23 protein-coding genes, 1 tRNA gene and 1 pseudogene are annotated in these 24,186 nt (G+C 67.1%); 11 read left to right on the top strand and 14 right to left on the bottom strand.

Annotated features, from left to right (window positions below):
• Nucleotides 1–86: 86 nt before the first annotated feature.
• Together C493_RS15895 and C493_RS15890 are read right to left on the bottom strand one after the other, a co-directional pair.
• A complete protein-coding gene (locus tag C493_RS15895) occupies nucleotides 87–800 on the bottom strand; it encodes a phosphoribosyltransferase family protein (RefSeq protein ID WP_007260494.1) in 714 nt (237 codons plus the stop codon).
• A gap of 112 nt (nucleotides 801–912) precedes the next feature.
• On the bottom strand, nucleotides 913–1,605 hold the full coding sequence (locus C493_RS15890; protein ID WP_007260493.1) for a helix-turn-helix domain-containing protein: 693 nt from the start codon (nucleotides 1,603–1,605) through the stop codon (nucleotides 913–915).
• Between the two features lie 165 nt (nucleotides 1,606–1,770).
• Here C493_RS15890 and C493_RS15885 point away from each other — a divergent pair, with 165 nt between their 5' ends.
• On the top strand, nucleotides 1,771–2,397 hold the full coding sequence (locus C493_RS15885) for a methyltransferase family protein (protein ID WP_007260492.1): 627 nt from the start codon (nucleotides 1,771–1,773) through the stop codon (nucleotides 2,395–2,397).
• A 135-nt stretch (nucleotides 2,398–2,532) separates the two neighbouring features.
• Here C493_RS15885 and thrS read toward each other — a convergent pair whose 3' ends face one another.
• A complete protein-coding gene (thrS, locus tag C493_RS15880) occupies nucleotides 2,533–4,488 on the bottom strand; it encodes a threonine--tRNA ligase (protein ID WP_007260491.1) in 1,956 nt (651 codons plus the stop codon).
• A 372-nt stretch (nucleotides 4,489–4,860) separates the two neighbouring features.
• On the opposite strand from thrS, the gene C493_RS15875 reads away from it, so the two are divergent.
• The 3 genes from C493_RS15875 to C493_RS15865 all read left to right on the top strand — a co-directional run bounded on the left by C493_RS15875 (nucleotide 4,861) and on the right by C493_RS15865 (nucleotide 6,721).
• On the top strand, nucleotides 4,861–5,265 hold the full coding sequence (locus tag C493_RS15875) for a DUF7322 domain-containing protein (protein ID WP_049889419.1): 405 nt from the start codon (nucleotides 4,861–4,863) through the stop codon (nucleotides 5,263–5,265).
• 110 nt (nucleotides 5,266–5,375) lie between these two features.
• Nucleotides 5,376–6,083 carry an HAD family hydrolase gene (locus C493_RS15870; protein WP_007260489.1) on the top strand — a complete coding sequence of 236 codons (708 nt, stop codon included), beginning with the start codon at nucleotides 5,376–5,378 and terminating at the stop codon, nucleotides 6,081–6,083.
• Nucleotides 6,080–6,721 carry a class II aldolase/adducin family protein gene (locus C493_RS15865; protein ID WP_007260488.1) on the top strand — a complete coding sequence of 214 codons (642 nt, stop codon included), beginning with the start codon at nucleotides 6,080–6,082 and terminating at the stop codon, nucleotides 6,719–6,721. Before C493_RS15870 ends, C493_RS15865 begins: the two co-directional genes overlap by 4 nt.
• A gap of 480 nt (nucleotides 6,722–7,201) precedes the next feature.
• On the opposite strand, the gene pyrE is transcribed toward C493_RS15865, so the two are convergent.
• A complete protein-coding gene (gene pyrE / locus C493_RS15860; protein ID WP_007260487.1) occupies nucleotides 7,202–7,729 on the bottom strand; it encodes an orotate phosphoribosyltransferase in 528 nt (175 codons plus the stop codon).
• Between the two features lie 168 nt (nucleotides 7,730–7,897).
• Between pyrE and C493_RS15855 the strand changes: the two genes are divergently transcribed.
• On the top strand, nucleotides 7,898–8,899 hold the full coding sequence (locus C493_RS15855) for an alpha/beta hydrolase (protein ID WP_007260486.1): 1,002 nt from the start codon (nucleotides 7,898–7,900) through the stop codon (nucleotides 8,897–8,899).
• Between the two features lie 87 nt (nucleotides 8,900–8,986).
• On the opposite strand, the gene C493_RS15850 is transcribed toward C493_RS15855, so the two are convergent.
• From C493_RS15850 to C493_RS15820, 7 genes are all read right to left on the bottom strand, one after another.
• On the bottom strand, nucleotides 8,987–9,829 hold the full coding sequence (locus C493_RS15850) for an adenosylcobinamide amidohydrolase (RefSeq protein WP_007260485.1): 843 nt from the start codon (nucleotides 9,827–9,829) through the stop codon (nucleotides 8,987–8,989).
• Nucleotides 9,816–10,859 carry a pyridoxal phosphate-dependent aminotransferase gene (locus C493_RS15845; protein ID WP_007260484.1) on the bottom strand — a complete coding sequence of 348 codons (1,044 nt, stop codon included), beginning with the start codon at nucleotides 10,857–10,859 and terminating at the stop codon, nucleotides 9,816–9,818. Before C493_RS15845 ends, C493_RS15850 begins: the two co-directional genes overlap by 14 nt.
• A complete protein-coding gene (locus tag C493_RS15840; RefSeq protein WP_007260483.1) occupies nucleotides 10,856–11,923 on the bottom strand; it encodes a nicotinate-nucleotide--dimethylbenzimidazole phosphoribosyltransferase in 1,068 nt (355 codons plus the stop codon). The genes C493_RS15845 and C493_RS15840 overlap by 4 nt, the downstream gene beginning before the upstream one ends.
• Nucleotide 11,924: 1 nt before the next feature.
• Nucleotides 11,925–12,584, bottom strand: coding sequence for a GTP--adenosylcobinamide-phosphate guanylyl transferase (locus tag C493_RS15835; protein ID WP_007260482.1), 660 nt, complete (start codon nucleotides 12,582–12,584; stop codon nucleotides 11,925–11,927).
• Nucleotides 12,584–13,342, bottom strand: a complete 759-nt coding sequence (gene cobS / locus C493_RS15830) for an adenosylcobinamide-GDP ribazoletransferase (RefSeq protein WP_049889417.1) — start codon at nucleotides 13,340–13,342, stop codon at nucleotides 12,584–12,586. The genes C493_RS15835 and cobS overlap by 1 nt, the downstream gene beginning before the upstream one ends.
• Entirely contained in the window at nucleotides 13,339–14,469 is a 1,131-nt protein-coding gene (gene cbiB, locus C493_RS15825) for an adenosylcobinamide-phosphate synthase CbiB (protein ID WP_007260480.1), read from the bottom strand. The genes cobS and cbiB overlap by 4 nt, the downstream gene beginning before the upstream one ends.
• Before the next feature lie 121 nt (nucleotides 14,470–14,590).
• A complete protein-coding gene (locus C493_RS15820; RefSeq protein WP_049889411.1) occupies nucleotides 14,591–15,271 on the bottom strand; it encodes an HAD family hydrolase in 681 nt (226 codons plus the stop codon).
• A gap of 107 nt (nucleotides 15,272–15,378) precedes the next feature.
• Between C493_RS15820 and C493_RS15815 the strand changes: the two genes are divergently transcribed.
• Nucleotides 15,379–16,029 (top strand): helix-turn-helix transcriptional regulator, encoded by a 651-nt coding sequence (locus C493_RS15815; protein WP_007260478.1) that lies wholly within the window; start codon nucleotides 15,379–15,381, stop codon nucleotides 16,027–16,029.
• Between the two features lie 107 nt (nucleotides 16,030–16,136).
• Here C493_RS15815 and C493_RS15810 read toward each other — a convergent pair whose 3' ends face one another.
• Together C493_RS15810 and C493_RS15805 are read right to left on the bottom strand one after the other, a co-directional pair.
• Entirely contained in the window at nucleotides 16,137–16,748 is a 612-nt protein-coding gene (locus C493_RS15810) for a translation initiation factor IF-2 subunit beta (protein ID WP_007260477.1), read from the bottom strand.
• A gap of 89 nt (nucleotides 16,749–16,837) precedes the next feature.
• The gene (locus C493_RS15805) at nucleotides 16,838–17,224 is read right to left on the bottom strand and encodes a DUF5789 family protein (protein ID WP_007260476.1); all 387 of its coding nucleotides are present in this window, start codon (nucleotides 17,222–17,224) and stop codon (nucleotides 16,838–16,840) included.
• On the opposite strand from C493_RS15805, the gene C493_RS24075 reads away from it, so the two are divergent.
• From C493_RS24075 to C493_RS24305, 4 genes and pseudogenes are all read left to right on the top strand, one after another.
• Nucleotides 17,223–17,351: a hypothetical protein gene (locus C493_RS24075; protein WP_275039838.1), complete on the top strand. Its 129-nt coding sequence runs from the start codon at nucleotides 17,223–17,225 to the stop codon at nucleotides 17,349–17,351. The two genes, C493_RS15805 and C493_RS24075, sit on opposite strands and share 2 nt — an antisense overlap.
• 103 nt (nucleotides 17,352–17,454) lie before the next feature.
• Nucleotides 17,455–17,652: a hypothetical protein gene (locus tag C493_RS15800; RefSeq protein WP_007260475.1), complete on the top strand. Its 198-nt coding sequence runs from the start codon at nucleotides 17,455–17,457 to the stop codon at nucleotides 17,650–17,652.
• A 207-nt stretch (nucleotides 17,653–17,859) separates the two neighbouring features.
• A pseudogene (locus tag C493_RS24310) lies at nucleotides 17,860–19,992 on the top strand (PAS domain-containing protein); the annotation flags it as partial.
• A gap of 12 nt (nucleotides 19,993–20,004) precedes the next feature.
• A complete protein-coding gene (locus C493_RS24305; protein WP_049889416.1) occupies nucleotides 20,005–22,353 on the top strand; it encodes a PAS domain-containing protein in 2,349 nt (782 codons plus the stop codon).
• A gap of 784 nt (nucleotides 22,354–23,137) precedes the next feature.
• Here the strand turns inward: C493_RS24305 and C493_RS15790 are convergent.
• A tRNA-Tyr gene (locus C493_RS15790) sits at nucleotides 23,138–23,211 on the bottom strand.
• A 118-nt stretch (nucleotides 23,212–23,329) separates the two neighbouring features.
• Between C493_RS15790 and C493_RS15785 the strand changes: the two genes are divergently transcribed.
• Nucleotides 23,330–24,031 carry a double zinc ribbon domain-containing protein gene (locus C493_RS15785; RefSeq protein WP_007260473.1) on the top strand — a complete coding sequence of 234 codons (702 nt, stop codon included), beginning with the start codon at nucleotides 23,330–23,332 and terminating at the stop codon, nucleotides 24,029–24,031.
• The last annotated feature ends 155 nt before the right edge of the window (nucleotides 24,032–24,186 follow it).

The raw sequence follows: 24,186 nt of genomic DNA, 5'->3' as shown, positions 1-24,186 counted from the left end.
CGACGACGGAACGAAAACACTCGACAGCGGATCGGTCGCCGGCACTCGAGTCGCCGACGGAGACGTCGCCGGCAATCGGATCGCGGTCAGTACACCGTCGTCAGCGCGCCGACCGGAGCCTCGGTGCGGTCGCGGGCGCGCTGGATGCCGTCTTCGCCCGCGGCGATGAGCGCGAAGACGCCGGCGACGTCGGCGTCGGCGGTCTCGACGATGTCGAGGAGCAGTTCCTGCGTCTCGCCCGACCGAATGAGGTCGTCGACGACGAGTACGGATTCGCCGGGGTCGACGGCCGACTCGGGGAGGTAGTAGGTGAGTTCGATTCCGGACTGCAGTCGTTCGCGAGCCTCGATGAACTCTTCGACGGCGGTTTCCTTGCGCTTTTTCGCGTACGCACAGCGGGTTCCGTAGTAACTCGCGAGCGCGGCGGCGAGCGTGATCCCGTCGGTCGCCGCCGTCAGGACCACGTCGGGGCGGTCGAACTCGAAGCCGTTGGCGACGACGGGCGCGACGAGGTCGAGGAAGGCCTGGTCGAAGACGGCCGCACTGTTGTCGACGTAGCCCTCGTCGTCGACCCGGATTCGGGCCTCGAGTTCCCGTCCGAGGGCCTCGCGGCCGAGGTCTTCGACGACCTCGCGCGCCCGTTCGGTGCCGGGGAGGACGTGGCCGTTGACGTACCGGTTCAGATCGCCGGCCGGCAGTCCCGTCGTCTCGGCGAGTTCGTCGTAGGTCCGCGTCTCCTTTAGCATCCGCAACACGTCGACCGCCCGCAACTGGAGGGCTGCCTTCTCGGCTCTGTTCATGTCGTATACGCATGATCCCGCAAGCATGGGTATTTCGATCGTAAACGGTCGGTGAAATCACCACGAATGTGAGTCGGTGTCGTAAGGCGAGGTGTCGACTCCGACGCAGTAGCTATCGGCCGTCGACTCTCGTTTCCCGCCCGTAGCGGTCGACCACTCGTCGCACGACCTGCGCCTGCGCTCGCTGCAAGAGCCGTCCGGCCGTACTCGAGGCACATTTCAGTTCGTCGGCGACAGCATCGACGCCGCTCTCGCGAGGAACCTCGAAGTAACCCGCGTCGACGGCGGCCTCGAGCGCTTCGAACTGCCGATCCGTCAGATCGCCGCTGAGCGGTGCGTGGCGACGATCGTACTCTCCGATCGCGCGGACGTCGACGCCGATCTCGTCGGGAACTCTCTCGAGTAGCGCCTGTAGGTCGTCACCAGCGCCGACGATCGTCACGTAGAAATCGGCCTCGGAATCGTAGACGATGGGTGGGACGACCACGAGGTCGAGCGCGGCAAACGCTTCGCGCCAGCGGACGTCCTCCGGACGCGTCTCCTGACAGACGTAGACGTAGAACGTATCGTCATCGATCGGCGTGAGATCGTACCAGCGAACCGAGTCGACCGCCTTGATCGCGTCCTCGTAGGTGCCGCGATCAGCGTCGGCGTAGAACAGTTCGTACTCGAGGCCGTCCTCGCGACCGACGACGTTCCACGTCAGTAGTTCCTCGTAGCGAACCGCGTTCGTCTCGCGGATGAATTGCTGCATCGGATGGAGCATCCAGTCGGGCTGTGAGAGGCGGATGTCGAGGTACTTCATCGGTCGTCGTTCAGTTCTGCGGGGACAGTTCACTTATAAACACACTAATAGAGTCGCGAGAACGCGAATGGCGGTTGTGCGGTAACAGTTCGATATGGGTCACCGCCAGTCTGCGAGACTTGGGTATCGAGCGTCGACCGACGAGCAAGTGACGGAGGTGTCGTCGTGATCGCGCTCGATTTGCTGTCGTCACCGACGGCGGTGTTCGCCGCGAGTCTCGCACTCGTAATCGCGAACCTCGCCGGCATTGTGGCCAGCGCGCTCGGCGTCGCCGACTACTGGCCGCCGGGCGAACGAACGTGGCAGTTCTACGCGCACTGGACGATTTCGCACCTGCTCAACGTCGTCCTGGTTGGACTCGCGTATCTGGACTGGAACAGCCTCGGCCTTTCACGAGTCCCGAGTTTCGCTGCGGGTGCGGTCCTGTTCCTCGGCGGCTTCGCGGTCGCCTTCGCGGCCGGCCACGACCTCGGCGTCGAGGAAACGAAGGGGCTGTCCGGTGAGTTGCGGACCGGCGGCTGGTATCGGTACTCGAGAAATCCGCAGTACGTCGGCTACATCGCCGCGACGATCGGGTTTGCGTTGCTCGCAAACTCGGCACTGGTGGCCATCGTCTGTGCGGTCTTCCTCTGCTGGTGGTTCGCGTTACCATTCGCTGAAGAGCCCTGGCTGCGCGAGCAGTACGGCGAGGAGTACGAGCGCTACGCCGATCGCGTGCCGCGGTTCGTCGGTCTCGAGACGGTTCGCGAACTCGCCAACGCAGGGGACCGAGAGTCTCGGCTCACGGAGTAAGACCGTCGAAACCAAAATCAGGAGTTGCCGAAAAAACGTCGTTCGAGCGCGCTTCGTGCGGGTTACCGGCCGTCAGTTCCGGCACAACCGCAGACGGATCGCGGTTGCCCCGGGTGATCGACACGGCAGACCGTCTCAGTCCTGCAGGAAGTCCGGCTCCGTCCGCTTCTCCGCGAGTTCGTCCTCGAGATGCTGTCTGAACGCGTCGATCTCGACGTCGTACTCCTGGTCTTCGAAGCGGTCGCGCACCGAGATGTTGCCGTCTTCTTCCTCGTTGTCGCCGACGATGATCTGGTAGGGGACGCGGTCGTCGTGGGCTGCGCGGATCTTGCGCTCGAGCGTCGAGTCGCGGTCGTCGACCTCGACGCGGAAGCTGTCGAACTCGTTTGCGACGCGGTGGGCGTACCCCAGGTTGTTGTCGGAGATGGGCAGCACGCGGATCTGCTCGGGCGCGAGCCACAGCGGGAACCGGCCCTCGTAGTGCTCGATGAGCATCATGAAGAACCGCTCGTAGCTGCCGTAAAGCGCGCGGTGGATCATCACCGGGCGGTGCTCTTCGTTGTCCTCGCCGACGTAGGAGAGATCGAACCGCTCTGGCATGTTGAAGTCCAGCTGGACCGTCGGACCGTCCCACGAGCGCCCGATGGCGTCCTCGAACGCGAAGTCGATCTTCGGCCCGTAGAAGGCGCCGTCGCCCTCTTCGACCTCGTACTCCAGGTTGCGCTTCTCGAGGACGGTCTCGAGTTGCTCCTCGGCGTGTTCCCAGATTTCGTCGCTGCCGACGGACTTCTCCGGTCGCGTGGCCAGCGCCATCTCGTACTCGAGGTCGAACGTCTCCAGGACGTCCGTGATCATATCCATGATCTCCTCGACCTCGCGTTCGATCTGGTCGGGGCGGATGAACAGGTGGCCGTCGTCGATCGTAAACGCCCAGACGCGCGAGAGACCCGAGAGTTCGCCGCGCTGTTCCTTGCGGTAGACCTTCCCGTTTTCCGCATAGCGGATCGGGAGATCACGGTACGACCAGGACTGGTCCTGGAAGATCGCCGCGTGTCCGGGGCAGTTCATCGGCTTCAGGCCGAACTCGTCGTCGCCGACGTCGAAGATGAACATGTCGTCGGCGTAGTTCTCGTAGTGGCCCGAGCGGTGCCAGAGGTCCGTCTTGAAGACGTGGGGCGTCTCGACGTAGTCGTAGCCGGCGTCCTGGTTCAGGTCCTCGACGAAGTCCTCGAGTTCCTTCAGGACCGTCTTCCCCGGCGGGTGATACAGCGGCAGTCCGGGGCCCGTCACGTCCTGAATCGAGAACAGGTTCATCTCGTTGCCGATCCGTCGGTGGTCGCGTTTCTCGGCTTCCTGCTTGCGCTCCAGGAACTCCTCGAGGTCGCTCTCGTCCTCGAAGGCCGTGCCGTAGATGCGCGTTTGCATCTCGTTTTCCTCGTCGCCGCGCCAGTAGGCGCCGGCGATCTCGAGCAACTCGACGGCGCCGATCTCGCCCGTCGAGTCGACGTGGGGACCGGCACAGAGGTCCTCCCACTCGCCCTGTTTGTAGAAGGAGACGGTGTCAGTCTCGTCGGCGAACTCGGAGAGCAGTTCGAGTTTGTACGGTTCGTCGGCCAGGCGCTTTTCGGCCTCCTCGATCGAGACGTCCTCGCGTTCGATCTCGTAGTCCTCCTCGACGATCTCCGCCATCTCGGCTTCGATGTCGGCGAGGTCCTCCTCGTCGACGTCTAAGTTGTCGAAGTCGTAGTAAAAGCCCTCGTCCGTCGGCGGGCCGATGGCGAGTTTGACCTCGCTCTCGTCGAACAGTCGTTCGACGGCCTGGGCGAGACAGTGGGCCGCGGAGTGGCGCATGACCTCGAGGTACTCGTCGGACTGGTCCGTGATGATCTCGAGTTCGGCGCCGTCGTAGGCGGGTTCTTCCTTGGCGACGAGTTCGCCGTCGAGTTTGCCGGCGACCGTGTCGCGGCCGAGGCCGGGACCGATCTCGTAGGCGCAGTCCTCAACCGTCGCGTCGGGGCCGACCTCGAGTTCGGAGCCGTCTGGAAGTACGACCGTTAGCTGTTCTGCGGGGTGGGAATCTGAATCTGACATGGCTGTGGCTGTCGGTGTGGGTGTGATCGTGGCTGTCGCTGCTCTCGGAACTTCGGTGAGAAGTTCGATCGGGCGTCCGCCGTGGCCGCTCGGCTGCGGATCGGTTCCGACACAGCGAGCGGTAGGTGGTGATGTGGGTTAGAAGCGGGCGAAAGCCCCTGTAAAGCGGACACCTACCATCGTGGATTCGAATTGACTCGAGCGGGATAAAAGCCTTCTGATGGTGCGTCGCTCGCCTGGAACCGGCCGCTCGTCTCGGCGGGTCCGTCGAACGGGACGAACGGCTTCGCCGACTCGAAGAGCGCCGACGTGGACGACCCGATCGTCGACGTCGGCCGAACGGTTTTGGGTTCGAATCGGGTACGTGAGACTGTGAGTCCCGATCGGCCAGGCGACGACGATCCGCTCGACGATCCCTTCGCGGACGACCCCTTCGAGGACCCACTCGGCGGCGATCCGCTCGAGGACCCGTTCGCGGACGACCCGCTCGAGGAGCCACTCGGCGGCGACGGGGGCGACGGCGAGAGCGACGCGGACATCGAGGAAGCGCTCGACGAGATCTCACAGCCGACCCTGCGCGCGGTGCTCGTCGTCGGCGCGTTCCTGCACGTCGGCGTGTTCGCCGTCGGACTCGGGCTGTTGTTCCTGCTGTTTCGCGGTCGGTGGACGCTCGGCGGCGGGCTCGTGATCGGCGGCGCGCTCGCGCTCGGGATCGCCGCCGCGAGCTATCGACGGTATCGCACCCGCAACGAGGGCGCTGACGCGACGGACGACTGATCAGCGTTGTTTCGACGGACGACCGATCGGTGCCGACGCGCCAGACACCTGATCGGCACCCCCTGATTCCGACCGACACGCGTTTCCGCGCTCCCGGTGACGGCTCGAGTATGTCGATCGACGCGGCGCTGTTCGACCTCGACGACACGCTGTATCCGTACCCGCCGTGCAACCGGGCGGGGAAGGAAGCCGCGTTCGAAGCCGCTCGCGAACGGGGGTACGACCTCGACCGCGACGGGTTCGAATCGCTCTACCAGGCGGGTCGTCGAGCGGTCAAGCGCGAGGTTCCCGGGACGGCGGCGAGCCACGAGCGGTTCCTGTACGTCAAGCGTGGACTCGAGTTACACGCCGGAACGGCCGCCCCCGGCGACGCGAGGGCGATCGGCGAGGCGTTCTGGGAGGCCTACCTCGAGGCGATGACGTGCTATCCGGCCGTCGAGGAGACGCTCGCCGGCCTGCGCGAGCGCGGGATCGACGTCGGGATCGTGACCAACCTGACGACGCGGATCCAGCTCGCGAAACTCGAGCGACTGGGGCTCGCCGAGGCGATCGATCTCCTCCTGACCTCCGAGGAGACGGGCCGCGAGAAGCCGGGCTCGGTCATGTTCACGCTTCCGCTCGCGCGCCTCGATCGGCGCGCCTCGGAGGTCGTGATGGTCGGCGACGACGTCGACGCTGATATCGTCGGGGCGAACGCGGTCGGCCTCGAGACCGTCCTGTTCGATCCCCGCGGCGAGGTCGAGGAATCGCTCGAGGGCGAACGCGAACCGGACCACCGGATCGACGCGTTCGCGAAGCTGTCGGAGGTGATACTGTGATCCTCGAGGACGAACGCCGCGCGGTGGTCGAGCGCGCGCCGGAGCTCGCCGCGCTGACGCCCGGCCGGACGGGGAACCTGAGCGTTCGCGACGGACGAGACGGCGACGCCTTCGCCGTGACGCCGACCGGCGTGCCGTACGACGAGTTCGACGCCGCGGACGTCCCGGTCGTGTCCGTCGACGGCGAGCGCCGCGACGGCGGGATGGCGCCCAGCAGCGAGGTGCCGATGCACGCCGCGATCTACCGGCGCGAGAACGTCGGCGCCATCGTCCACACCCACTCGCCGTGGTCGACGGCGATGGCCGTCGCCCGCGAGCCCCTGCCGCCGATTCACTACATGATCGTCGCCGTCGGAAAGTCGGTCCCGGTCGCCGACTACGCCCCCTACGGCACCGACGAACTCGCGGCGAACATCGTCGCGGCGATGGACGAGGCCGACGCGACGGCGGCGTTCATCGAGAACCACGGCCTCGTCGTCACCGCGCCGGACCTCGAGACGGCCCTCGAGAACACCCACCACGTCGAGAGCCTCGCGCGGCTGTATCTGCAGACGAAGGCGGCCGGGCTCGAGCCGACGACGCTCTCTGACTCGCAGTTAGAGACGGTGCTCGAGCAGTTCGAATCCTACGGGCAGTAGTTTCGCGTTCCAGTTCGGTTGCAGTCCCGGCTGCAGTCTCGTATCGATTCACACCCGGGCGAACGAGAGCGGTCGTAAACACCTCAAAATCCACCGACAGATCGAGTCGGGGGCCTCGCTGCGGTGCTTCCCCTGCGAGACGCTGTACGTCTCGCTGCCACCTCGCTTGTTTCGCTCGCGAGGATGTCGTCCGCCGTCCTCGATCCCGCCGGCCCCTTTCAGTCCCACCTACCGCAGCCTCGCCCTCCCCAGCCGACTCGTTCGTTCCCCTCGGTCACTCACTCGTCCCTCGCGGGTCAGCGAGCCGTTCTCGCGGTCGCTCGAACGACTCGCCAGCGCGCCATGAATCCGACGTGCATCCGACACACATCCGAGAACGGTTCTCCGCACACCTCGAGCGCCTCGCCTCGTGTGGAGTCGTGGAGTCGCACGCGATCCACGCACGACGGTCACGACTCGACGCTCAACTGGCGAACCCAGCTAGTCTCGGTCCGCAAGCAGGTCGCTCGCGGTCACCAGCGCCTCCATCTCGACGCCGGCGTCCTCGACGTTCTCGCGGCCGCCCTCCTCGCGGTCGACGACGACGAGCGCTCGATCGACGGTCGCGCCCGCCTCGCGAAGCGCCTCGATCGCGTCGACGAGGCTCGTCCCCGTCGTCACGATGTCCTCGAGGACGACGACCTCCTCGCCGTCCTCGAGTCGACCCTCGACCAGGTTGGCCGTGCCGTAGTCCTTGCGCTGTTTGCGGGCGATGACGTAGGGGGCGTCGGCGGCGACGCTCGTGGCCGCGGCGAGGGGGACCGCGCCCAGCGCGACGCCGGCGAGCTTGTCGTCCGGACCGACGCGCTCGGCGAAGGCCTCGGCGATGGCCTCGAGACAGGTCGGATCGGTCTCGAAGAGGTACTTGTCGACGTAGTACTCGCTGGTGCCGCCGTGGGAGAGTTCGAACTCGCCGAACCTGACGGCGTCCGCGTCGCGCAGGGCGTCGATGAGCGCCTGGTTGGTCATGCTCGAAGGGGCGCGCCGAACCGAAATAAACGGTGTGGAACGCATCGTCGGGCCGGCGGCGCGACCGACGACCTTTTGGACCGTCGACGTTCAGAAGCCACGACTGTAGGCGTCGAACGGCGCACACCGAGCGTACTTTTTTATCACTGAGCGCGAGAGTAGCGGGTAATGACACCATCTCGCGCACCGGAACCCCACCCCGACGTCAAGAACTTCCTCGAGATGTACAACTCGCTCGACGTGCCGGCGTTCAGCGAGAGTTCGCCGCAGGAAGCCCGCGAACAGTTCGAACGGCTGCAGACCGGCGCCACGCCGGCGGTCGATCTGCCGGCGGTCGAAGACCGGACGATCGACGGCCCCGACGGAGAGATTCCGATTCGGCTCTACGAACCGAATCCGGAGGCGACCGCCGACGACAACGGCGCAGTCGTCGACGGGAGCGCCGTGGACGACCGGCCGGCAATCCTCTACTTCCACGGCGGCGGCTGGGTCATCGGCAGCATCGAGACCCACGACGACACCGCCCGCAAACTCGCCGCTGACTCGGGGTATCCCGTCGTCAGCGTCGACTACCGACTCGCGCCCGAACACCCGTTCCCGGCCGGGCTCGTGGACTGTTATGCCGCCCTCGAGTGGACCGCCGACGCGGCGCCCGCCCTCGGCGTCGACGCGGACCGAATCGTCGTCGCGGGCGACAGCGCCGGCGGCAACCTGGCGGCCGCGACGGCGCTGCTCGCACGCGATCGCGGCGGTCCCGACATCGCCTACCAGCTGCTGATCTATCCGGGGACGGGCGACGTGACCGAGACCGAGGCCTACGTCGAGAACGGCGACGGCTACGTCCTGACCCGCGACGACATGGCGTGGTTCCGCGAGCAGTACTTCGCCCGCGAGATCGACGAGGGGAACGTCTACGCGATGCCGCGGCTGGCGAACGACCTCTCGGGGCTCCCGCCGGCGACGGTCCTCACCGCCGGCTTCGATCCGCTTCGAGACGACGGCGCGGCCTACGCCGAGCGCCTCGAGGACGCCGGCGTTCCCGTGACCTACCGCAACTACGACGACGTCGTCCACGGCTTCTTCGGCATGTTCGCCGAGCCCGTCTCGCTCGAGCGAGCCGACGAGGCCCACGAGGACGTCGTTCGCGATATGCAGAAAGTACTCGAGTGACGTCGGGTTCTGGATCTGGATCTGGTTCGAGACTGTTCGAGCGGCAGAGTCAGACGATCGGCGAGCAGAGACGCCAACCGACCCCGATCAGTCCTCGAGCGGCGGACGAACGACCGTCGCGCGGATATCGGTCGAGACGCCGTACCGGGCGTCGGCGGCCGAGACGGGCAGGGACTCCTCGCGGCCGTCGTAGTGGGCTCGAAGTGCCGCCCGCAGGGCCTCGCGGACGCAGGCTCGCGTCGCCGCGCCGACCTCGGTGGCGCTGCCCGAGAACGGGGTCGGCTCGCCGTCCGGATCGTGGCCGACGACGACCGCGTCCGTCGTGGTTCCCGGCGCGCCGGCGACGGCGAGCAGCGTCGCGGTCTTGGCCTCAGCGGCGACGGCGAGCAGGTTCGAGAGCGCGCCCGCCTCGAGCGCGCGGGTCGTCCCGACGAACAGGTTGACGGTTCCGTGGCCGGGCCTCGATCGCGTTTCGTCGGCGACGGAATCGGTCGGTTGGGACTCGGAACCGTCTCCCGTCGCCTCGGCGTCACCCGCGGGATCCATCGGCAGCGCGGCCGGGTTCGAGATTCCGGCGGTCGCGTACGCCGTCACGGGGCCGTGCGTGGCCCCGCGGGCGTCGACTTGATCGACCCCGGTGAGCAGCGTCGGTCCGTCGGCGCGGCGGACGGAGTCAGTCTCGTTGCCCTCATCGCCGTCATCGCCGTCGTCGCCGAACCCGGCTCGCTCGAGGCGTTCGTCGACGTACGCCGCGAGATCGGTGCGCTCCCAGCCGTCGGGGACGGAGACGTTGTACGCGCAGTCGGCGGTCCACCGGCCGCCGTTCCAGCCGGTCGAGAGCCACTCGGTTCCGGGTCGACGAACGCGGAGCACGCCCGCCCGGCGACTCGCCGCGTACGCGGGCTCGGACGCGGACTCAGTCATCGTCATCGTCCTCGAGCACGCCGAGCGCCGCGAGGAGCCGATCGTTGGCCGCGCGATCCTTGACCGCGACGCGAACGTGCGAGTCGAGTCCCCGGAACGTCGTCGCGTCCCGGATCGCGACGCCGTCGTCGCGGGCCGCGTCGATCACGTCCTCGACGGCTCGCTCGCCGACGTCACACAGGAGGTACGGCGCGTCGGAGGGGAAGACGTCGAAGCGCGACTCGAGCGCCGCGCGCATCCGGTCGCGCTCGGCGTCGACCCGGTCGCGCGTCTCGCGAACGAACGCGTCGTCCCGCAGGCAGTGGGCGCCGACTGCGGCGGCCGGCGTCCCGAGCGACCACGCTCGGCGGGCCGTCTCGAGGGCGTCCCGTCGCTCACTCGAGGCGACCGCGAAGCCGGCGCGCAGTCCCGGCAGCCCGAACAGCTTGGTCAGCGAGCGGGCGACGATCACGCGCTCGGACTCGAGGCGAACGGCCGAGGGCAGTTCAGTAAAGCCGAGGAAGGCTTCGTCGACGAGCAAGACGGTGTCCGCCCGCTCACAGCGACGCGCGAAGTCGGCTACCGCGTCCGGGTCGGCCGCCTCGCCGGTCGGATTGTTCGGCGTGCAGAGAACAGCGAGCGCGCAAGCCTCGAGCGTCCCGTCGTCGACGTCGAACAGCTCGTCGTGGGGGACGAATCGCGGTGATGCCCCCTGTAGCTCGACCTCGCGGGCGTACTCGCCGAAGCTGGGATACGGGACCAGCGCCTCGTCTCCCGTCTCGAGCGTGGTTTCCATCGCCAGTCGGATCGCCGCCAGTCCGCCGGGCGTGGGGATCACGCGCTCGGCCTCGCAGTCGACGAACTCGCCCGCGGCGGCGCGAAACGCCGAATAGTCGTCGTCGGGGTAGCGACGGGACCGCTCGAGTGCCTCCGTATAGACTCGATCGACGCTGTCGGGCGAGGACGGGTTGGTGTTCGCCGAGAAGTCGAGGACGTCCCGGTCGGTCTCGCCGCCGTGTGGGACTCGCTCGGCGGTCCGGACGGCGTCGGGATTCACGGTCGGCCACCGCCGCCGTTGCTGTCGCTGGTGTCATCCCCGTCGCTCCCCTCGTTTCCGTCGTCTCCGTCCTCGCCGCCAGCATCGATTCCGAGCCGGTCGCAGACCGCTTCGAACCGATCGAGGACGGCCCCCATCTCGCCGTCGGGGACGAGCGAGAGCGCCCCGCCCATCGCGACGCCCTCTTTCGCCTCGCCGGCGCAGTAGCGCTCCATCGAGACGTGCTCGCGCTCCTCGAAGCCCGGATCGGTCACCGTCAGCTCGCAGTTCAGTCGGTAGCAGATCTCGCCGAGCTGGTCGCCCTGCTCGTCGGCAACGAACGACGTGGTCGCGATCGACAGCGGCTCGGAGACGCCGTAATGGCGCAGCGCGGCGGCCACGGCGACCATCTGCGTCCCGCCGCCGAGCGTGACGTCGATCCCCGACTCGAGCGCGCCCGCCGCGATGCCGGCGACGGTCGCCTGGACGGGGTCGCCGACGGCCCGAATCGCCGCGAGCGGACGCCCGTCGCAGTCGCCGGCCGCGAGGTCGCTCGCGGCCAGGGCATCGTCGACGACCGCGCGCTTTCGCTCGAGGGGGTTTCGCGGGAGCGAGGAGGAGACCGTTCCCGGCTCGCCGAGCGCGGTGAGCAGGCCGAGCGCGGTCGTCGTCCCGCCGGGAACCGTCTCGCCGATCGCGATCTCGTCGTCGGGGAGGCTCGCGCCGAAGGCGTGCGCGCGGTCGAAGATCGCCGCGGCGTCGGGGACGGCCGCGGCCTCGCGGATATCGGCGCCGGGATCGACGCCGAGGTCGACCGTCGGCGCGCCCGTCGGCTGGGCGAGGCCGGCGTCGACGACCGAAACGTCGAAGCCGACGACCTCGCGGACGGCTCGAGTCACCGCGGCGGGCGTCGGGCAGCCGTTCGGGCTGACCGGCGTGACGGGCGCCATCGTCGGCGCGCCGTAGGCGATGATCTCGGCGTCGGCGGAGGGCGTGTGTTCCATCAGCTCCGGCGCGGCGCCGGCGGCGCTGATGCCGTCGATCAGGCCCGTCTCGGTCGTGCCCGCGGGGAGAATCACGCGCATCTCAGCGGCCCTCCCCGCCGTCGGTTCCGGACCGATCGACCGATCGTGACGGCGACCGAGCCGTCCAGTCGGCGGCGATGCGGGCGTCTTCTCGTCGGTTCACGTTGATCGCGAGTCGCGGATCGTAGCTCAGGTGCGTCATGGATGATGGGTTCGTCTCGGAATCCGAATTGCCGACCACGTTGACCCCGGTCGGCGCGAGGTGGTCGCTCGACTCGAGCGTCGCGTCGACGCTGACCCCGAGGCGGCGCTTGAGCGCGACCGGCACGCAAACGGTCAGCGAGGCGTCGGTCCCGCCGTGTGTCGCGAGAACCCGGTCGATCGCGGGCGCCTCGAGCAGCGGAAGGTCGGCGGCGACGGTCAGTATCGGTGGCTCGAGGGCGGGGCGCTCGAGGAGAGTCATCAGATCGGCAACGTAGCCCTCGCCGGCGGTCTCGAGGAGCGTCACTGTCGGCCGATCAGGATCGGTCGAATCGTCGGCCGCGAGCGCCTCGAGGTGGGCCCGCGTTTCGGGCGCGTTTGGCGACACGGCCGCGTAAACGGTCGCGATGCGGCTGGCCTCGAGGGCCGCGAGCACGCGGTCGACCATCGCCGCGCCGCCGATCGGGTACAGCGGCTTCTCCTGGGCGCTCTCGAGGCGGGTACCCTTTCCGCCACACATCACAAGAGCGTCCACGCGATCACCCCCGCGTGCGCGCCGGCGACGCGGCCGATCTCGTTGGCCGCGCCGAAGATGTCGCCGCTGATGCCGCCGAGGAATCGATCGGCCCAGTACCAGGGGAGGCCGACGCCGACGATACCGCCACAGACCGCGATCGCGGCCGGGTGCGGCCAGATCGCTGCGGCGGCAGCGAGCACAAGGCCGGCGGGGACGACGAACGCGCCGGACGTCGCGGCCGCGGTGAACTGCCGGCCCATCCCCTCGTGGGCGGCCCGGCCGAAGCAGGCCATCGCGGCCAGCCCGAGTTTCGCGCCGACTTCGGCGGCGACGGCGACGCCGACGGCCGTCGCGGGCGACAGTCCGGCGAGGGAGACGCCGGCCAGCGCGAGCCCCGCGACGGTGAGGGCGACGGCGAGCAACGCGCCCACGCCCGTCGTCGTGTCTTTCAGAACCTCGCGGCGCCGTTCGACGTCGCCGTGAACGACGAGCGCGTCGCCCAGGTCCGCGACGCCGTCCAGGTGGTGAATCCCCGTTACGGCGTAGACGGCGAGCACGTACGCGAAAGCGACCGTCGGCGCCGGCAACGCGTCGGTCGCCAGCAGCGGAATCGACGCGAGCGCGCCCGCGAGGAGGCCGACCAGCGGAAACGTCCACGGCCGCGATCGAAACGCCTCCCAGTCGCCGTCGCGGTGGTCGACCGGCAGCCGAGTCAGAAAGCCGAGCGCGCCGCGGACGGCGGCGATCCGGGACCCGATCACGGCTCCGTCGCCACCTCCGTTCCCGTCCCGATCCACGTTCGGACGCCGCTCTCGAGTAGGCCGATAGTCCCCTCGAGCGTCGCGCTCGCGCCCTCGAGTGCGTACTCAGCACCGGCGAAGAGCGCGACGGCCGCGGAGACCGGCTCCGCCGGAACCTGTTCGCCGCCGTCGACCGTCGGCCCGACCGTGGCCATCGCGACCGCGAGACCGATCGCAATGACGATCGCGACGACACCCGCCAGTCCGACGACGGAGACCGCTCGCTTTCCGTCCTCGAGCGTCGGCAGTTCGGCGCCGGTGTTGAGGTCGTAGACGCCGACCTTCGTCAGCCGGACCGAGAGCACGCAGGCCAGCGTCGCCATCGGCCAGCCGGAGTTGGGCGACGGCGGCTCCCGCGCCCACCGTCGGGCGCGGGCGAGCGCCCGCGGATCGGCGCCGGCGACGGCGATCGCGACCGCCGCGATTCTGGCGGGGAGCCACATCACCGCGTCGTCGAGTCGCGCGCTCGCGGCCCCGTGGGGTTTCGACGGGTAGCCGAGCATCGAGTCGAGCGTGTTGACGGCCTTGACCCACGCCGCGACGGCCGCGGCGAGGGGAAGCGAGAGTGGCGCGAGCAGGGCGAAGGGCAACAGCGTGGCGACGAGCCCGTCCGCCAGGTTCTCGCCGGCGCTCTCGACGGCCGCGCTGCGCAGTTGCGCCGGCAAGAGCGACGACGTGTCGCGCCCGACGAGTCCGCGAACCTGTTCGCGGGCCGCCTCGAGGTCGGCCGGTCCGTCCGGTCGGTCGACGCCGGTCGCGTCGACGACGTCGCTCGTCAGCGCGAGCAGCGAGCGAAGGCTGGTCGTCAGAAAGAGGACCAGCCCCGCGACGACGGCACCGGCGAGCGGCGCGAGTTCGGTCGCGAGGATGACGGCGCCGCCGGCGGCGAGTGCCGGAACGAGGGGCGCGAACAGGGCGATCCCGACGCCGGCGAGTCGCCGTCCCCGCTCACTGTCGGCCCACTCGCGGTCGAGCGCGGCGACGAGTCTGCCGAACCACGCGACGGGGTGGAAGGCGTTCGGCGGCTCGCCGACCAGCAGGTCGAGGCTAAACGCCAGCCCGAGTAACGCGACCGTCGTCAGCAACACGGATACCCCTCCGAACTCGAGCGCGCCGCGCGTCGCTGCGGTCGAATTGCGGCACGGAGCCTCGGTCCGTTCACGTTCACGCTCACGCTCACACTCACACTCTCGAGAGGCGCGCGCTCGGTCATGCGTCTTCTGCCGGTCCCGACCCCGGCGTCGATTCCGATCGATCCAGCGGTCGCTCCGCGACGCTCTCGAGGAGGGCCGGAACGTCCTCGAGCGAGCGGTCCTCGAGTACCAGTGCAGTGCCGCCGACGTCCTCGACGCCGCCGTCGGTCGCGGGGTCGTCGCCGACGTGGACGAGGGCGGCGGGCTCGACCCCGAGACGGTCCGCCGTGAGTTCGAAGATTTCCGGCGCGGGTTTGCGCCAGCCACAGCCGACGCTGGTAACGATCGCGTCGAAGTCGTCCCGTTCGAACGCCGACCGAACGAGCGTTCGGCCGACGAGTTCGGGGACGCTGCAGTTCGAACAGATCGCGACGGGGCCGCGCTCGCGGGCGGCCGCGACCGCCTCGAGCGCGCCCGGGCTGGTCTCGACGTCGGGGTCGAACGCCGAGACGACCGCGCGCCGGGCGGCGTTGTGCTCGCACTCGACGCCGCGGCTGGCGAGCGCCCGCGAGACGTGCGCCGGCAACGGCACCTCCGCGCCCGCCGGCGCGTCCACGTGCGCCTCGGTGTAGGCGTCGGCCCAGTCGGCCGGGACGTCGACGCCCCGTCGCTCGAGTTCCGTGGCCACGGCTGCGGCCGGATCGGACGGTCTGTCGGCGGTCACAAGGGTTCCAAAGAGGTCGAACGAGACACCCACGTTCTCGAGACTACCGCAATCTGACTTTAATTTCGCGATCGGTCGCTCGGCCTCGGTGAAAAGATTTGTAACGACTACAGTCAGGGTAGCTATCGTGGTCCCGCGCGATGTCTCAACGCTCCCCCTCCACCACCGGATTCGTCAGTCGCGTTCGGCGCCTCGTTCGCGCGCCGTTCGAAACGCTTCGCTCCCTGTTCCGCGTCGACGACCCGCGCCGGTCGCCCGACGCTGATCGACAGGCCGACAGCGGGCAGTTCGACGAGCGCGACGCCTGGATCGAGCAGGTCGGCCGAACCGACCGCGACGAGCGGACCAGGTACGACGAACGGGCCGAACGGACGCACCGCCCTGCCGACCGACGCCGCGAGCCAGCGCACGACGCGCCGGTCGACGGCGGCGCCGTCCAACTCGAGTCGAACGCACGCTCGCGGTCGCGGTCGATCGACGCGCTGCTCGATCCCGAGACCGGGCCGACGAGTCGAAGCGACATCCTCGAGTACGGCTGTCTGCCCTCACAGTACGTCCGGGCCGTTCTGGAAGAACACGGCGGTCGGATGAAACAGCGCCAGTTCGTCGAGCGCTACGGCTGGTCGCCGTCGACGCTCAGCGAACTCCTCTCGGACCTCGAAGACCGCGGCGTCGTCGAACGCTACCGACTCGGACGCGAGAAGGTCGTCTGCCTCCCGACGGCCGCCGACGCTGGGACTCGAAAACTCGAGGTCGACGCCGTTCGCGGCGGCGAGCGCGACGGGCTCTGAGTCCGTCTCGTCCGGAGACCCGGGCGAGACTCGACGGCGCCGTCGCTGTGTCGGTTCGATCGTAAAACAACCGCGGACGGTTCGAAAAACGGACAGTTCGGGGTTCTCTACGCGAGTCGCGAGAACGCGAGGTTGCCGGAGATGTTCTTGATGTAGATCTCGACGACGTCGCCTTCCTCTGCGCCGGGGACGAAGATCGTGTACTCGCCTTTCTCGGCGACACCGTCGCCCTTGCGGCCGGTTCCGGTGATCTCGACGGTGTAGGTCTTGCCCTCTTCGACCGCCTCCTGCTGTTGTTGCTGCTGGGCGCTGGCCGAGCGCTTGGTCACCGGCCGGAACGCACCGCAGGCGTCACAGCGCAGCATCGGCGTCCGGTCCTCGCGGACGAGGCGGGTGTCGGGCAGGCCACACTCCGAACAGAGCACGTACTCGTCGACGTAGGCGTCGACGGCCGCGTCGAAGTCCTGCTGGGAGAAGGTCCCGTTGTACCGGGCCCGGCCCTCCTCGAGTTTGCCGCTGGTACCCAGTTCGCGCTGGATGAATCGGTGAAGGTGTTCGTCCTCTCGAGAGAGGACGTCGGCGATCTCGCCGAGGTTCGTAAAGCGCGTAAACGCGCCGTCTTTCTGCGGTTCGGAGTCGGGGATCTGCAATCGCTGTTCGTCGCCGCCGATATCCGGAACGTCCTCCATAGCTCGGTCGAGACTCGCTTCGTAATCCATGGACGAAGGAACGAGACCGCGACGTAAATCCGTTCTGCTATCACGATCGAGAGACGGCGCCGCGATGGCTCGATTCGTGCGCGTAGCGCCTACAGCGCGTCGCTCCCGCTCTCGCCGAGCGACCCCTGCTTGTCCTCGTCGAGGCTCGCGAGGTCGCGTTCGGGGTTGGCCTCGTTGGGGCTGCCCGCCTCGCCGGTGATCTCGCCGTAAACGGCCTCACGGACCTCCTCGGAACTGTCGAACTGCTCGTTCGCGAGTCGGTCGAACACGTCGCCGAGCGACTCCGTCTCGTTCGGCATGTCGATCGGTTCGTTGCCGTACTCCGCGGCGATCTCTTCACCCGTGATCGGATACTCGACTTCGCCGAGGTGGCCCTCGACGTCGTCGAGAATGGACTCGGTCGTCTCCGCCCGCTCCGATTTCCGTTGCTCGGCGCGATCCTGGGCCCGGTCGCGGTTCGGTCCGTCGTCGCTCATGGGAGACGGTATCGCAGGCGGCGGGAAAAGCGACCGGCCGGCGTTCGCCGTGTCCGAAGCGGCCGAACGGGGCGTCCGTCGGCCGCTCTCGAGGTCGACGGATCTCTCCGTACTGGTGCCAGACTGACAGTCGTCACGCCAATGCTGTTGTTACAGCAGGAGCAACAGCGCTGTTGTCACGCTCGTCGTGCGCACAGCTACTTATACGAGGTCTCGAGAGCGGCTACTATATGGCCGACGACGAGAACGATGCACAGCGAACGATCGCTGCGTGTGACGAGTGTGGATCGCTGTACGCAGCCCTCGAGATAACAGCTGACGAGTTTCGACCGATCGGGCGACGCGACGGTTGTGAGTGCGGAAGCACGGCGTTTTCTCCCGTCGAAAGCGAAGACACGGAGCTATCGATCGACGGCCTCGAAGAGTGAGGCGGGCCCTCCCCGTCGGTTCCGACGCACCCGCACGACTGATCGCGGTTGCGCCGATCCATCGGTACAGCAACCCGTAGAGCGACTGCGGTCAGTTCGACCGGCGCGGATCGGTCTCGAGCCGAATCGTCACGAACCGCTACCCGTTCGACCAGCACTCGAGAGCGGACGTGCAACTTTTCCGAGTCGGCGAACGTTATTTGGGACATGAGTGATCAAACGGGGGCCCCCGGAACCGGATCCGGAACGTGGGGTGAGATGGACGACGCCGAGGCCCTCGAGCGGTATCGGACACTGACAAACGCGATCGACGGCGTTCCGTATCAGGTAGACGGAGACGGTCGTTTCGCTGCGGTCGGTGACGGTTTCGCCGAACTCGCTGGCTACTCGGGGGCCGAACTCGCCGGCGAACACGTCTCGCAGCTTCTCGCGACGCCGGCGGTCGAGCGACTCGAGCGTACGAGCGACGAGCGACGGCCAGACGAACGCGACGACAGTTTCGCCCTCGAGACGACGCTCGAAACGGCGGCCGGCGATCACGTACCGATCGAACTGCGGGGGAGTCCGCTGATCGGCGGTGACGATGGTGACGACGTTCGGGGGATCGTCGGCATCGTTCGCGAGCGGTCGGAACAGCAGGGTCAGCAGGACCAGCAGGGCGAGCGGTCGGAACAGCAGGAACGGCAGCACGAACACCGCCAGGAGCAGGCCACAGACCGACGCGACGAACGACACCCGGAGCGATCCGAACGTCGGAACCGAGAACGAACGACGTCCGATTCGCCGCTCGACACGTCGGGGGCGGTGACGACCATCCTCGACGAAGCGGACGTCGTCGACGACTCGTTCGACGTCGCGTGGATCGACGAAACCGCACAACGATACTTCGGTCTCGAGCGGGCTGCCGTCGTCGGACGCGACAAACGCACCCTCGTCGAGGAGACGATCCGCGACCGCGTCGCCGACGGTGACGCGTTCGCGGAGACGGTGTTGTCGACCTACGACGACGACGGGGCCGTCGAGCGCTTCGAGTGTCGGGTGACGGCCGACGACGGTCGCGAGGAGCGGTGGCTCGAGCACCGGAGCAGGCCGATCGAGTCGGGCCGGTACGCCGGCGGACGGGTCGAGCTCTACTACGACGTGACCGACCGCCGCCGCAGAGCGGCCCAGCTTCAGCGCGTAAACGAGGCGGTCAACGACTGGCTCGAGGAATCGTCGCTCGAGGCGGTCGCCGAGCAGGCCTCGGGACACCTCGAGGACATTCTCGAGATGGAGATCAACGGCGTTTACTTCCACGACTCGACCGCCGACGAGCTCCGGCCAGTGCGCTGGACCGATCGCGCCGAGACGTTGTTCGGCGAGCCGCCGACGTTTCGCGCCGGCGAGGGGATCGCCTGGCGGGTCTTCGATACCGGCGAACCAGAAGTGTACGCCGACGTTACCGACGCACCGGGCGTTTACGATGCCGAGACGCCGATCCGAAGCGAAATCGTCCTCCCGATCGGCGAGTACGGGGTCGTCATCGTGGGCTCGACGGAGCGAAACGCCTTCGACGACGACGATCTAACGCTCGCGAAGGTCGTCGCATCGAGCCTCGAGGCGACGCTCGATCGCATCCATCAGGACCGACGACTCGAACGCGAACGGGACCTGACCGACCGGATCCTCGACGTCACGCCCGTCGGAACGCTGGTCGTCGACAGCGAGGGAGAGGTTACGCGGATGAACGAACGGATCACGGAACTGTTCCGGATCGAGGACCGCGAGTCGTACACGCCGACGGACCGGCCGATGTACGACGAAGACGGCACGCGCCTCTCGGCCGCGGATTACCCGGCTGCAGCGGTCCTCGAGACCGGCGAGCCGGTGTACGACCGCATCTTGCAGGTCGAACTCCCCGGCGGCGAGCGACGATGGCTGTCGGTCAACGCCGTCCCGATCACCGACGAGGACGGAACGATCGATCGCGTCGTCACCACGGGTGAGGACGTTACCGATCTCAAGAGACGGGAACGCGAACTCGAGACCGAACTGAGCGAGGTGTTCGGTCGCGTCGACGACGGCGTGTACGCGCTCGACGAGGAGTACCGACTCTCGTTCATCAACGACCGCGCAGCGGAGTTACTCGACGTCGACGAACGGACGATCCGCGGGGCGCGTCTCGACGACGCGTTCGGCGAGACGCCGGAGATCGAGCGCGTCCAGAACGCCGTCGACGAGGCGATGGACACACAGGAGCCAACGCACCTGGAGCACTACTCCGAACTGCTCGAGTGCTGGGTCGAAGCGACGGTGTACCCGTCCGAAACCGGCACCTCGGTTTACTTCCGTGACGTCACCGAACGCAAGGAGATCGAACGCGAACTCCGCGAGCGCGAGCGCCAGCTCTCGACGCTGATGGACAATGTCCCCGGAATGGTCTACCGCGCGAAAAACGAGCGCGGGTGGCCGATGGAGTTCGTCAGCGACGGCGCCGCGGCGCTGACCGGGTACGACACTGCGGCGATCGAAGGCGGCGACGTCAGCTACGGGGAAGACGTCGTCCACGACGCCGATCGCGACGACCTCTGGAATCGAATTCAACGCGACGTGGCCGACGGCGAGTCGTTCTCGGTCACCTACCGGATCGAGACCGCCGACGGCGATCGCAGGTGGGTCAGAGAGTACGGTCGGCCGGTCTTCGAAAACGACGACGTGGTCGCCCTCGAGGGCGTTGCGATCGATATCACCGAGCGAAAGGAGATCGAGCGACAGCTCGAAGAGAGCGAGGCGAAGTTCCGCACGCTCGCCGAAAACGTCGACGAGATCGTCTGGATGTCGACGCCGGACTCGAGCGAGCTACTGTACGTCAACCCGGTCTACGAGGAGATCTGGGGTCGCGATCGCGAATCGCTGTACGACGATCCCCACTCGTTCCTCGAGGACGTCCATCCGGACGACAGCGAGCGCGTCCGAAAGGCGTACGCGGCACTGCCAGACGACGAGTACGACGAGGAGTTCCGGGTCGTTCGCCCCGACGGCTCGGTTCGCTGGGTGCACGCCCAGGCCGTTCCCGTCCGCGAGGGCGGCGACGTCGTCCGCATCGTCGGCGTCGCCGCGGACGTCACCGAGCGCCGGGAGCGCGAGCGCGAACTTCGTGAGATCAACTCGCAACTCGAGGCCGCGATCGACGCCGGCGCCGTCGGCACCTGGGAGTGGCACGTCCCCGAGGACCGGTTCGTCGCCGGCGAGGCGTTCGCCCGGACGTTCGGCGTCGATCCGGCGGCCGCTAAATCCGGCGTTTCGCTCGAGGCGTTCGTCTCCTCGATCCACGAGGACGACCGCGAGCGCGTCGAGCGAGAGATCGACGCGGCCCTCGAAGCCGGAAACGAGTACGAGGCCGAATACCGCGTCTGGGACGACGCCGGCGACCTTCGATGGGTCCTCGCGCGCGGTCACGTCGAGTGCGACGCGGCCGGCAACCCGATCACCTTCCCCGGCACGCTCGTCGATATCACGGACCGAAAGCGCGCCGAACTCGAACTCGAGCGCCAGACCCGCGAACTCGAGACGCTGTTCGAGGTGTTACCGGTCGGGACCGTCGTCGCGAACGGCGACGGTTCGATCCGCCGGGCGAACGGCGTCGCGAAACGAATCTGGGGCGACGACGTCTTCGACGTCGAGGGCGTCGACGAGTACGAGCGGTTCACCGCGACGTGGGCCGACTCGGGAGAGCCAGTCTCGCCCGAGGAGTGGACGATGGCCGAGGTGCTTCGCGGCGAGGCGGTCACGGAGCCCAACGTCTACGAAATCGAGGCGTTCGACGGCGAACGACGGATCATCATGGAACACGGTATGCCGGTCAGAGACGCACACGGCAACGTAAGTCGCGCGATCGTTACGCTCACCGACATCACCGAACGCCGGGAGTATCAGCGCCGCCTCGAGGACCTGATCGACGACCTCGAGGAGTCCAACGAGCGACTCGAGCAGTTCGCCTACGCGGCGAGTCACGACCTGCAAGAGCCCCTTCGCATGGTCTCGACGTACCTTCGATTGCTCGAGCGACGGTACGAGGACGAACTCGACGACGACGGACGGGAATTCCTCCAGTTCGCGGTCGACGGCGCCGATCGCATGCGAAACATGATCGACGGACTGCTCGCGTACTCACGGATCGAGACGCGCGGAAACCCGTTCGAACCGACCGATCTCGAGGCCGTGTTCGACGACGTTCACGACGACCTCCAGTTCAAGATACGGGAAACCGACGCGACGATTACCGCCGACCCGTTACCCTGCGTCAACGGCGATCCGAACCAGTTGCGCCAGGTGTTCCAGAACCTGCTCGACAACGCCCTCGAGTACAGCGGCGACCAGCCGCCGCGGATTCACGTCTCGGCCGACCGCCGCGGCGACGAGTGGGAAATCTCGGTCCACGACGACGGGATCGGGATCGCTCCCGACGACGCCGACCAAATCTTCGAAATCTTTCATCGCCTGCACAGTCACGACGCGTACGACGGAGCGGGTATCGGACTCGCAGTCTGTGAGCGAATCGTCGAGCGCCACGGCGTTCGAGCGAGCGAAGCGGGGTCGTGCCCGGCAGACTCGCGGAACGAGTCCGTCGGCGGCGAGATCTGGGTCGACTCCGAACCCGGCGAGGGATCGACGTTTTCGTTTACGCTCCCTGCAGTTAGCGAGGAGACGCTCGAGGAGTAAGACGAACGGTCGTGTCCCCGTTGTGAGTGACAGTTCGCTCACCGACGAACTCGAGGCGGCCGACCGTCTGTCCGATGTCCGACTCGAGGGCACACTGCTGGCCGTCGGACTCTCGAGGGAGACCGTCGCAAACTCACAGCAGAGTACCTCGATCCCGCCGAACCGCTCGAGCCAGGTAGAACAGAACCGCTGGGTCACGGGAACCGATGCATTCTCACACCGTTCGCACCCGTCGGAGCCAACGAGGGGGCACATTGTCTCCTCTTGTGTGTAATATGCGCGTTTGGAGGGCGGTTAGACGGGTTTCGAGAATTGAACTACACACATAGTTGGGTAGGGCACTGAAACGTGACCGATCATAACAGTCAAAGACAGTGATAAGCTCCATCTGCCCGGAATGCGACGGTTTTGGCGAGGAAGTTGCCAAACGCATTGCCGATGGAAAGACAATAGCTGATTTCGCGTGCACAGACTGCGACCACGAGTGGTCTCTTACAGTATAAAAATCGCAGGCAGGCGGTGACTCAGGACTGAATTCAAGTTGCGTATCTCCGTTGGCCCTACTGCAATTTGGGAATCAGCGAGAAAACGTTCTACCCCGACCGAAGGCGGAGTCTTCGCTATCGATCACGCTTCGACGTGAGCGGAAGTTGCCCTCCCCGATTTGAACAGGTGAGAGACGTTCCTGCTCGCCTCGCTTCGCTCGGCTGTGCGGGCATGCGACTCTCGTGTTCAAATCGTATCGGGATAGACGTCCGACTGCTCACGTTGTTCGCAGTAAAAGTCCGCCCTCCCCGATTTGAACGGGGGACAAGTCGATCTACAGTCGACTGCTCTACCAGTCTGAGCTAAGGGCGGTTACATCACAATGTAGCCGCCGAGGGTAACATAAGGGTTATTATTCGGATCGAGTTAGTCGACTGTCTGACAGTGAAGATTAATATATCTGGACTAGAAGGAGTGTGGTAATCACGCGATGAGTAAGATCACGTTCCGCGCTGACGACGACCTCGTCGGACAACTCGAGGCGCTCGAGATCTCGAAGAGCGAGGCGATGCGCGAGGCGCTACGGTCGTATCTGGACGAGACAGCGAGCGCCCGTGCCGCGGAACGAGCGGAGCCGACCCAGTCAGGTGCGATCGACGACCTGATCCGCGAACGGGTCGACGACCTCCTTACCGAACGACTCCGGGACCTCGAGTACGCACGCGAGGAACGAACGCGGCAGTCGAAGGCACGCCGATCGGGAGACGTAACGATCACCGTCTCGCTCGAGGACGAGGGTCGCCCTCGAGACGAGACTCGGCGGGTCGACAACGCACGCGCGGAACGACACCGAGCAGACGGGGACAACCGACACTCGATCGATCCTGTCCGACGGTCCGGCGACGAACACACCGCCGTACGCGCAGCCGACGAAACCGCCACAGTCGAACGTAAGACATCGTCGAACGGCGACGACGGCGACGTGTCAGACACCGGTGGACACACGCAGTGTGGTCTGTGTGGAGAGACGGTCGACGACGAGCACGTCTACTGTCCGAACTGCGGTGAGAAGGCCTCGAGACGGCTGTTTTGTGAGTGTGGCGACGAAGTCCGTTCGGACTGGTCGTTCTGTCCGAGCTGTGGACGTCGGACGCCGGCGGCGGACGTCCTCGGACGGGATCGTCCTACATAACGACTAGTGTAAGACACGGATAGTCTGATTCGCCGAAACCTTTATTGCCTATGGCAGTCTTCCACTTACTCGCGTAAGACGGTCGTCTTACAGCGGGCGACGAAAGTCGCAAAACGCCCGATGGCGGGCGTTTCCGGTGTAAGACACGCCGCGTC

The sequence above is a fragment of the Natronolimnohabitans innermongolicus JCM 12255 genome, assembly GCF_000337215.1.
In the GTDB taxonomy this organism is placed as follows: Archaea; Halobacteriota; Halobacteria; order Halobacteriales; family Natrialbaceae; genus Natronolimnohabitans; species Natronolimnohabitans innermongolicus.
The sequence above is the reverse complement of the archived record's forward strand: the minus strand, read 5'-3'. Positions and strand labels throughout refer to the sequence as shown.

Excerpts from the sequence above, each read along its gene's own strand:
- C493_RS15895 (WP_007260494.1), bottom strand. The coding sequence starts at position 800 with ATGAACAGAGCCGAGAAGGCAGCCCTCCAGTTGCGGGCGGTCGACGTG.
- C493_RS15890 (WP_007260493.1), bottom strand. The coding sequence starts at position 1,605 with ATGAAGTACCTCGACATCCGCCTCTCACAGCCCGACTGGATGCTCCAT.
- thrS (WP_007260491.1), bottom strand. The coding sequence starts at position 4,488 with ATGTCAGATTCAGATTCCCACCCCGCAGAACAGCTAACGGTCGTACTT.
- C493_RS15870 (WP_007260489.1), top strand. The coding sequence starts at position 5,376 with ATGTCGATCGACGCGGCGCTGTTCGACCTCGACGACACGCTGTATCCG.
- pyrE (WP_007260487.1), bottom strand. The coding sequence starts at position 7,729 with ATGACCAACCAGGCGCTCATCGACGCCCTGCGCGACGCGGACGCCGTC.
- C493_RS15855 (WP_007260486.1), top strand. The coding sequence starts at position 7,898 with ATGACACCATCTCGCGCACCGGAACCCCACCCCGACGTCAAGAACTTC.
- C493_RS15850 (WP_007260485.1), bottom strand. The coding sequence starts at position 9,829 with ATGACGATGACTGAGTCCGCGTCCGAGCCCGCGTACGCGGCGAGTCGC.
- C493_RS15840 (WP_007260483.1), bottom strand. The coding sequence starts at position 11,923 with ATGCGCGTGATTCTCCCCGCGGGCACGACCGAGACGGGCCTGATCGAC.
- C493_RS15835 (WP_007260482.1), bottom strand. The coding sequence starts at position 12,584 with ATGTGTGGCGGAAAGGGTACCCGCCTCGAGAGCGCCCAGGAGAAGCCG.
- C493_RS15815 (WP_007260478.1), top strand. The coding sequence starts at position 15,379 with ATGTCTCAACGCTCCCCCTCCACCACCGGATTCGTCAGTCGCGTTCGG.
- C493_RS15810 (WP_007260477.1), bottom strand. The coding sequence starts at position 16,748 with ATGGATTACGAAGCGAGTCTCGACCGAGCTATGGAGGACGTTCCGGAT.
- C493_RS24075 (WP_275039838.1), top strand. The coding sequence starts at position 17,223 with ATGGGAGACGGTATCGCAGGCGGCGGGAAAAGCGACCGGCCGGCGTTC.
- C493_RS15805 (WP_007260476.1), bottom strand. The coding sequence starts at position 17,224 with ATGAGCGACGACGGACCGAACCGCGACCGGGCCCAGGATCGCGCCGAG.
- C493_RS15800 (WP_007260475.1), top strand. The coding sequence starts at position 17,455 with ATGGCCGACGACGAGAACGATGCACAGCGAACGATCGCTGCGTGTGAC.
- C493_RS15785 (WP_007260473.1), top strand. The coding sequence starts at position 23,330 with ATGAGTAAGATCACGTTCCGCGCTGACGACGACCTCGTCGGACAACTC.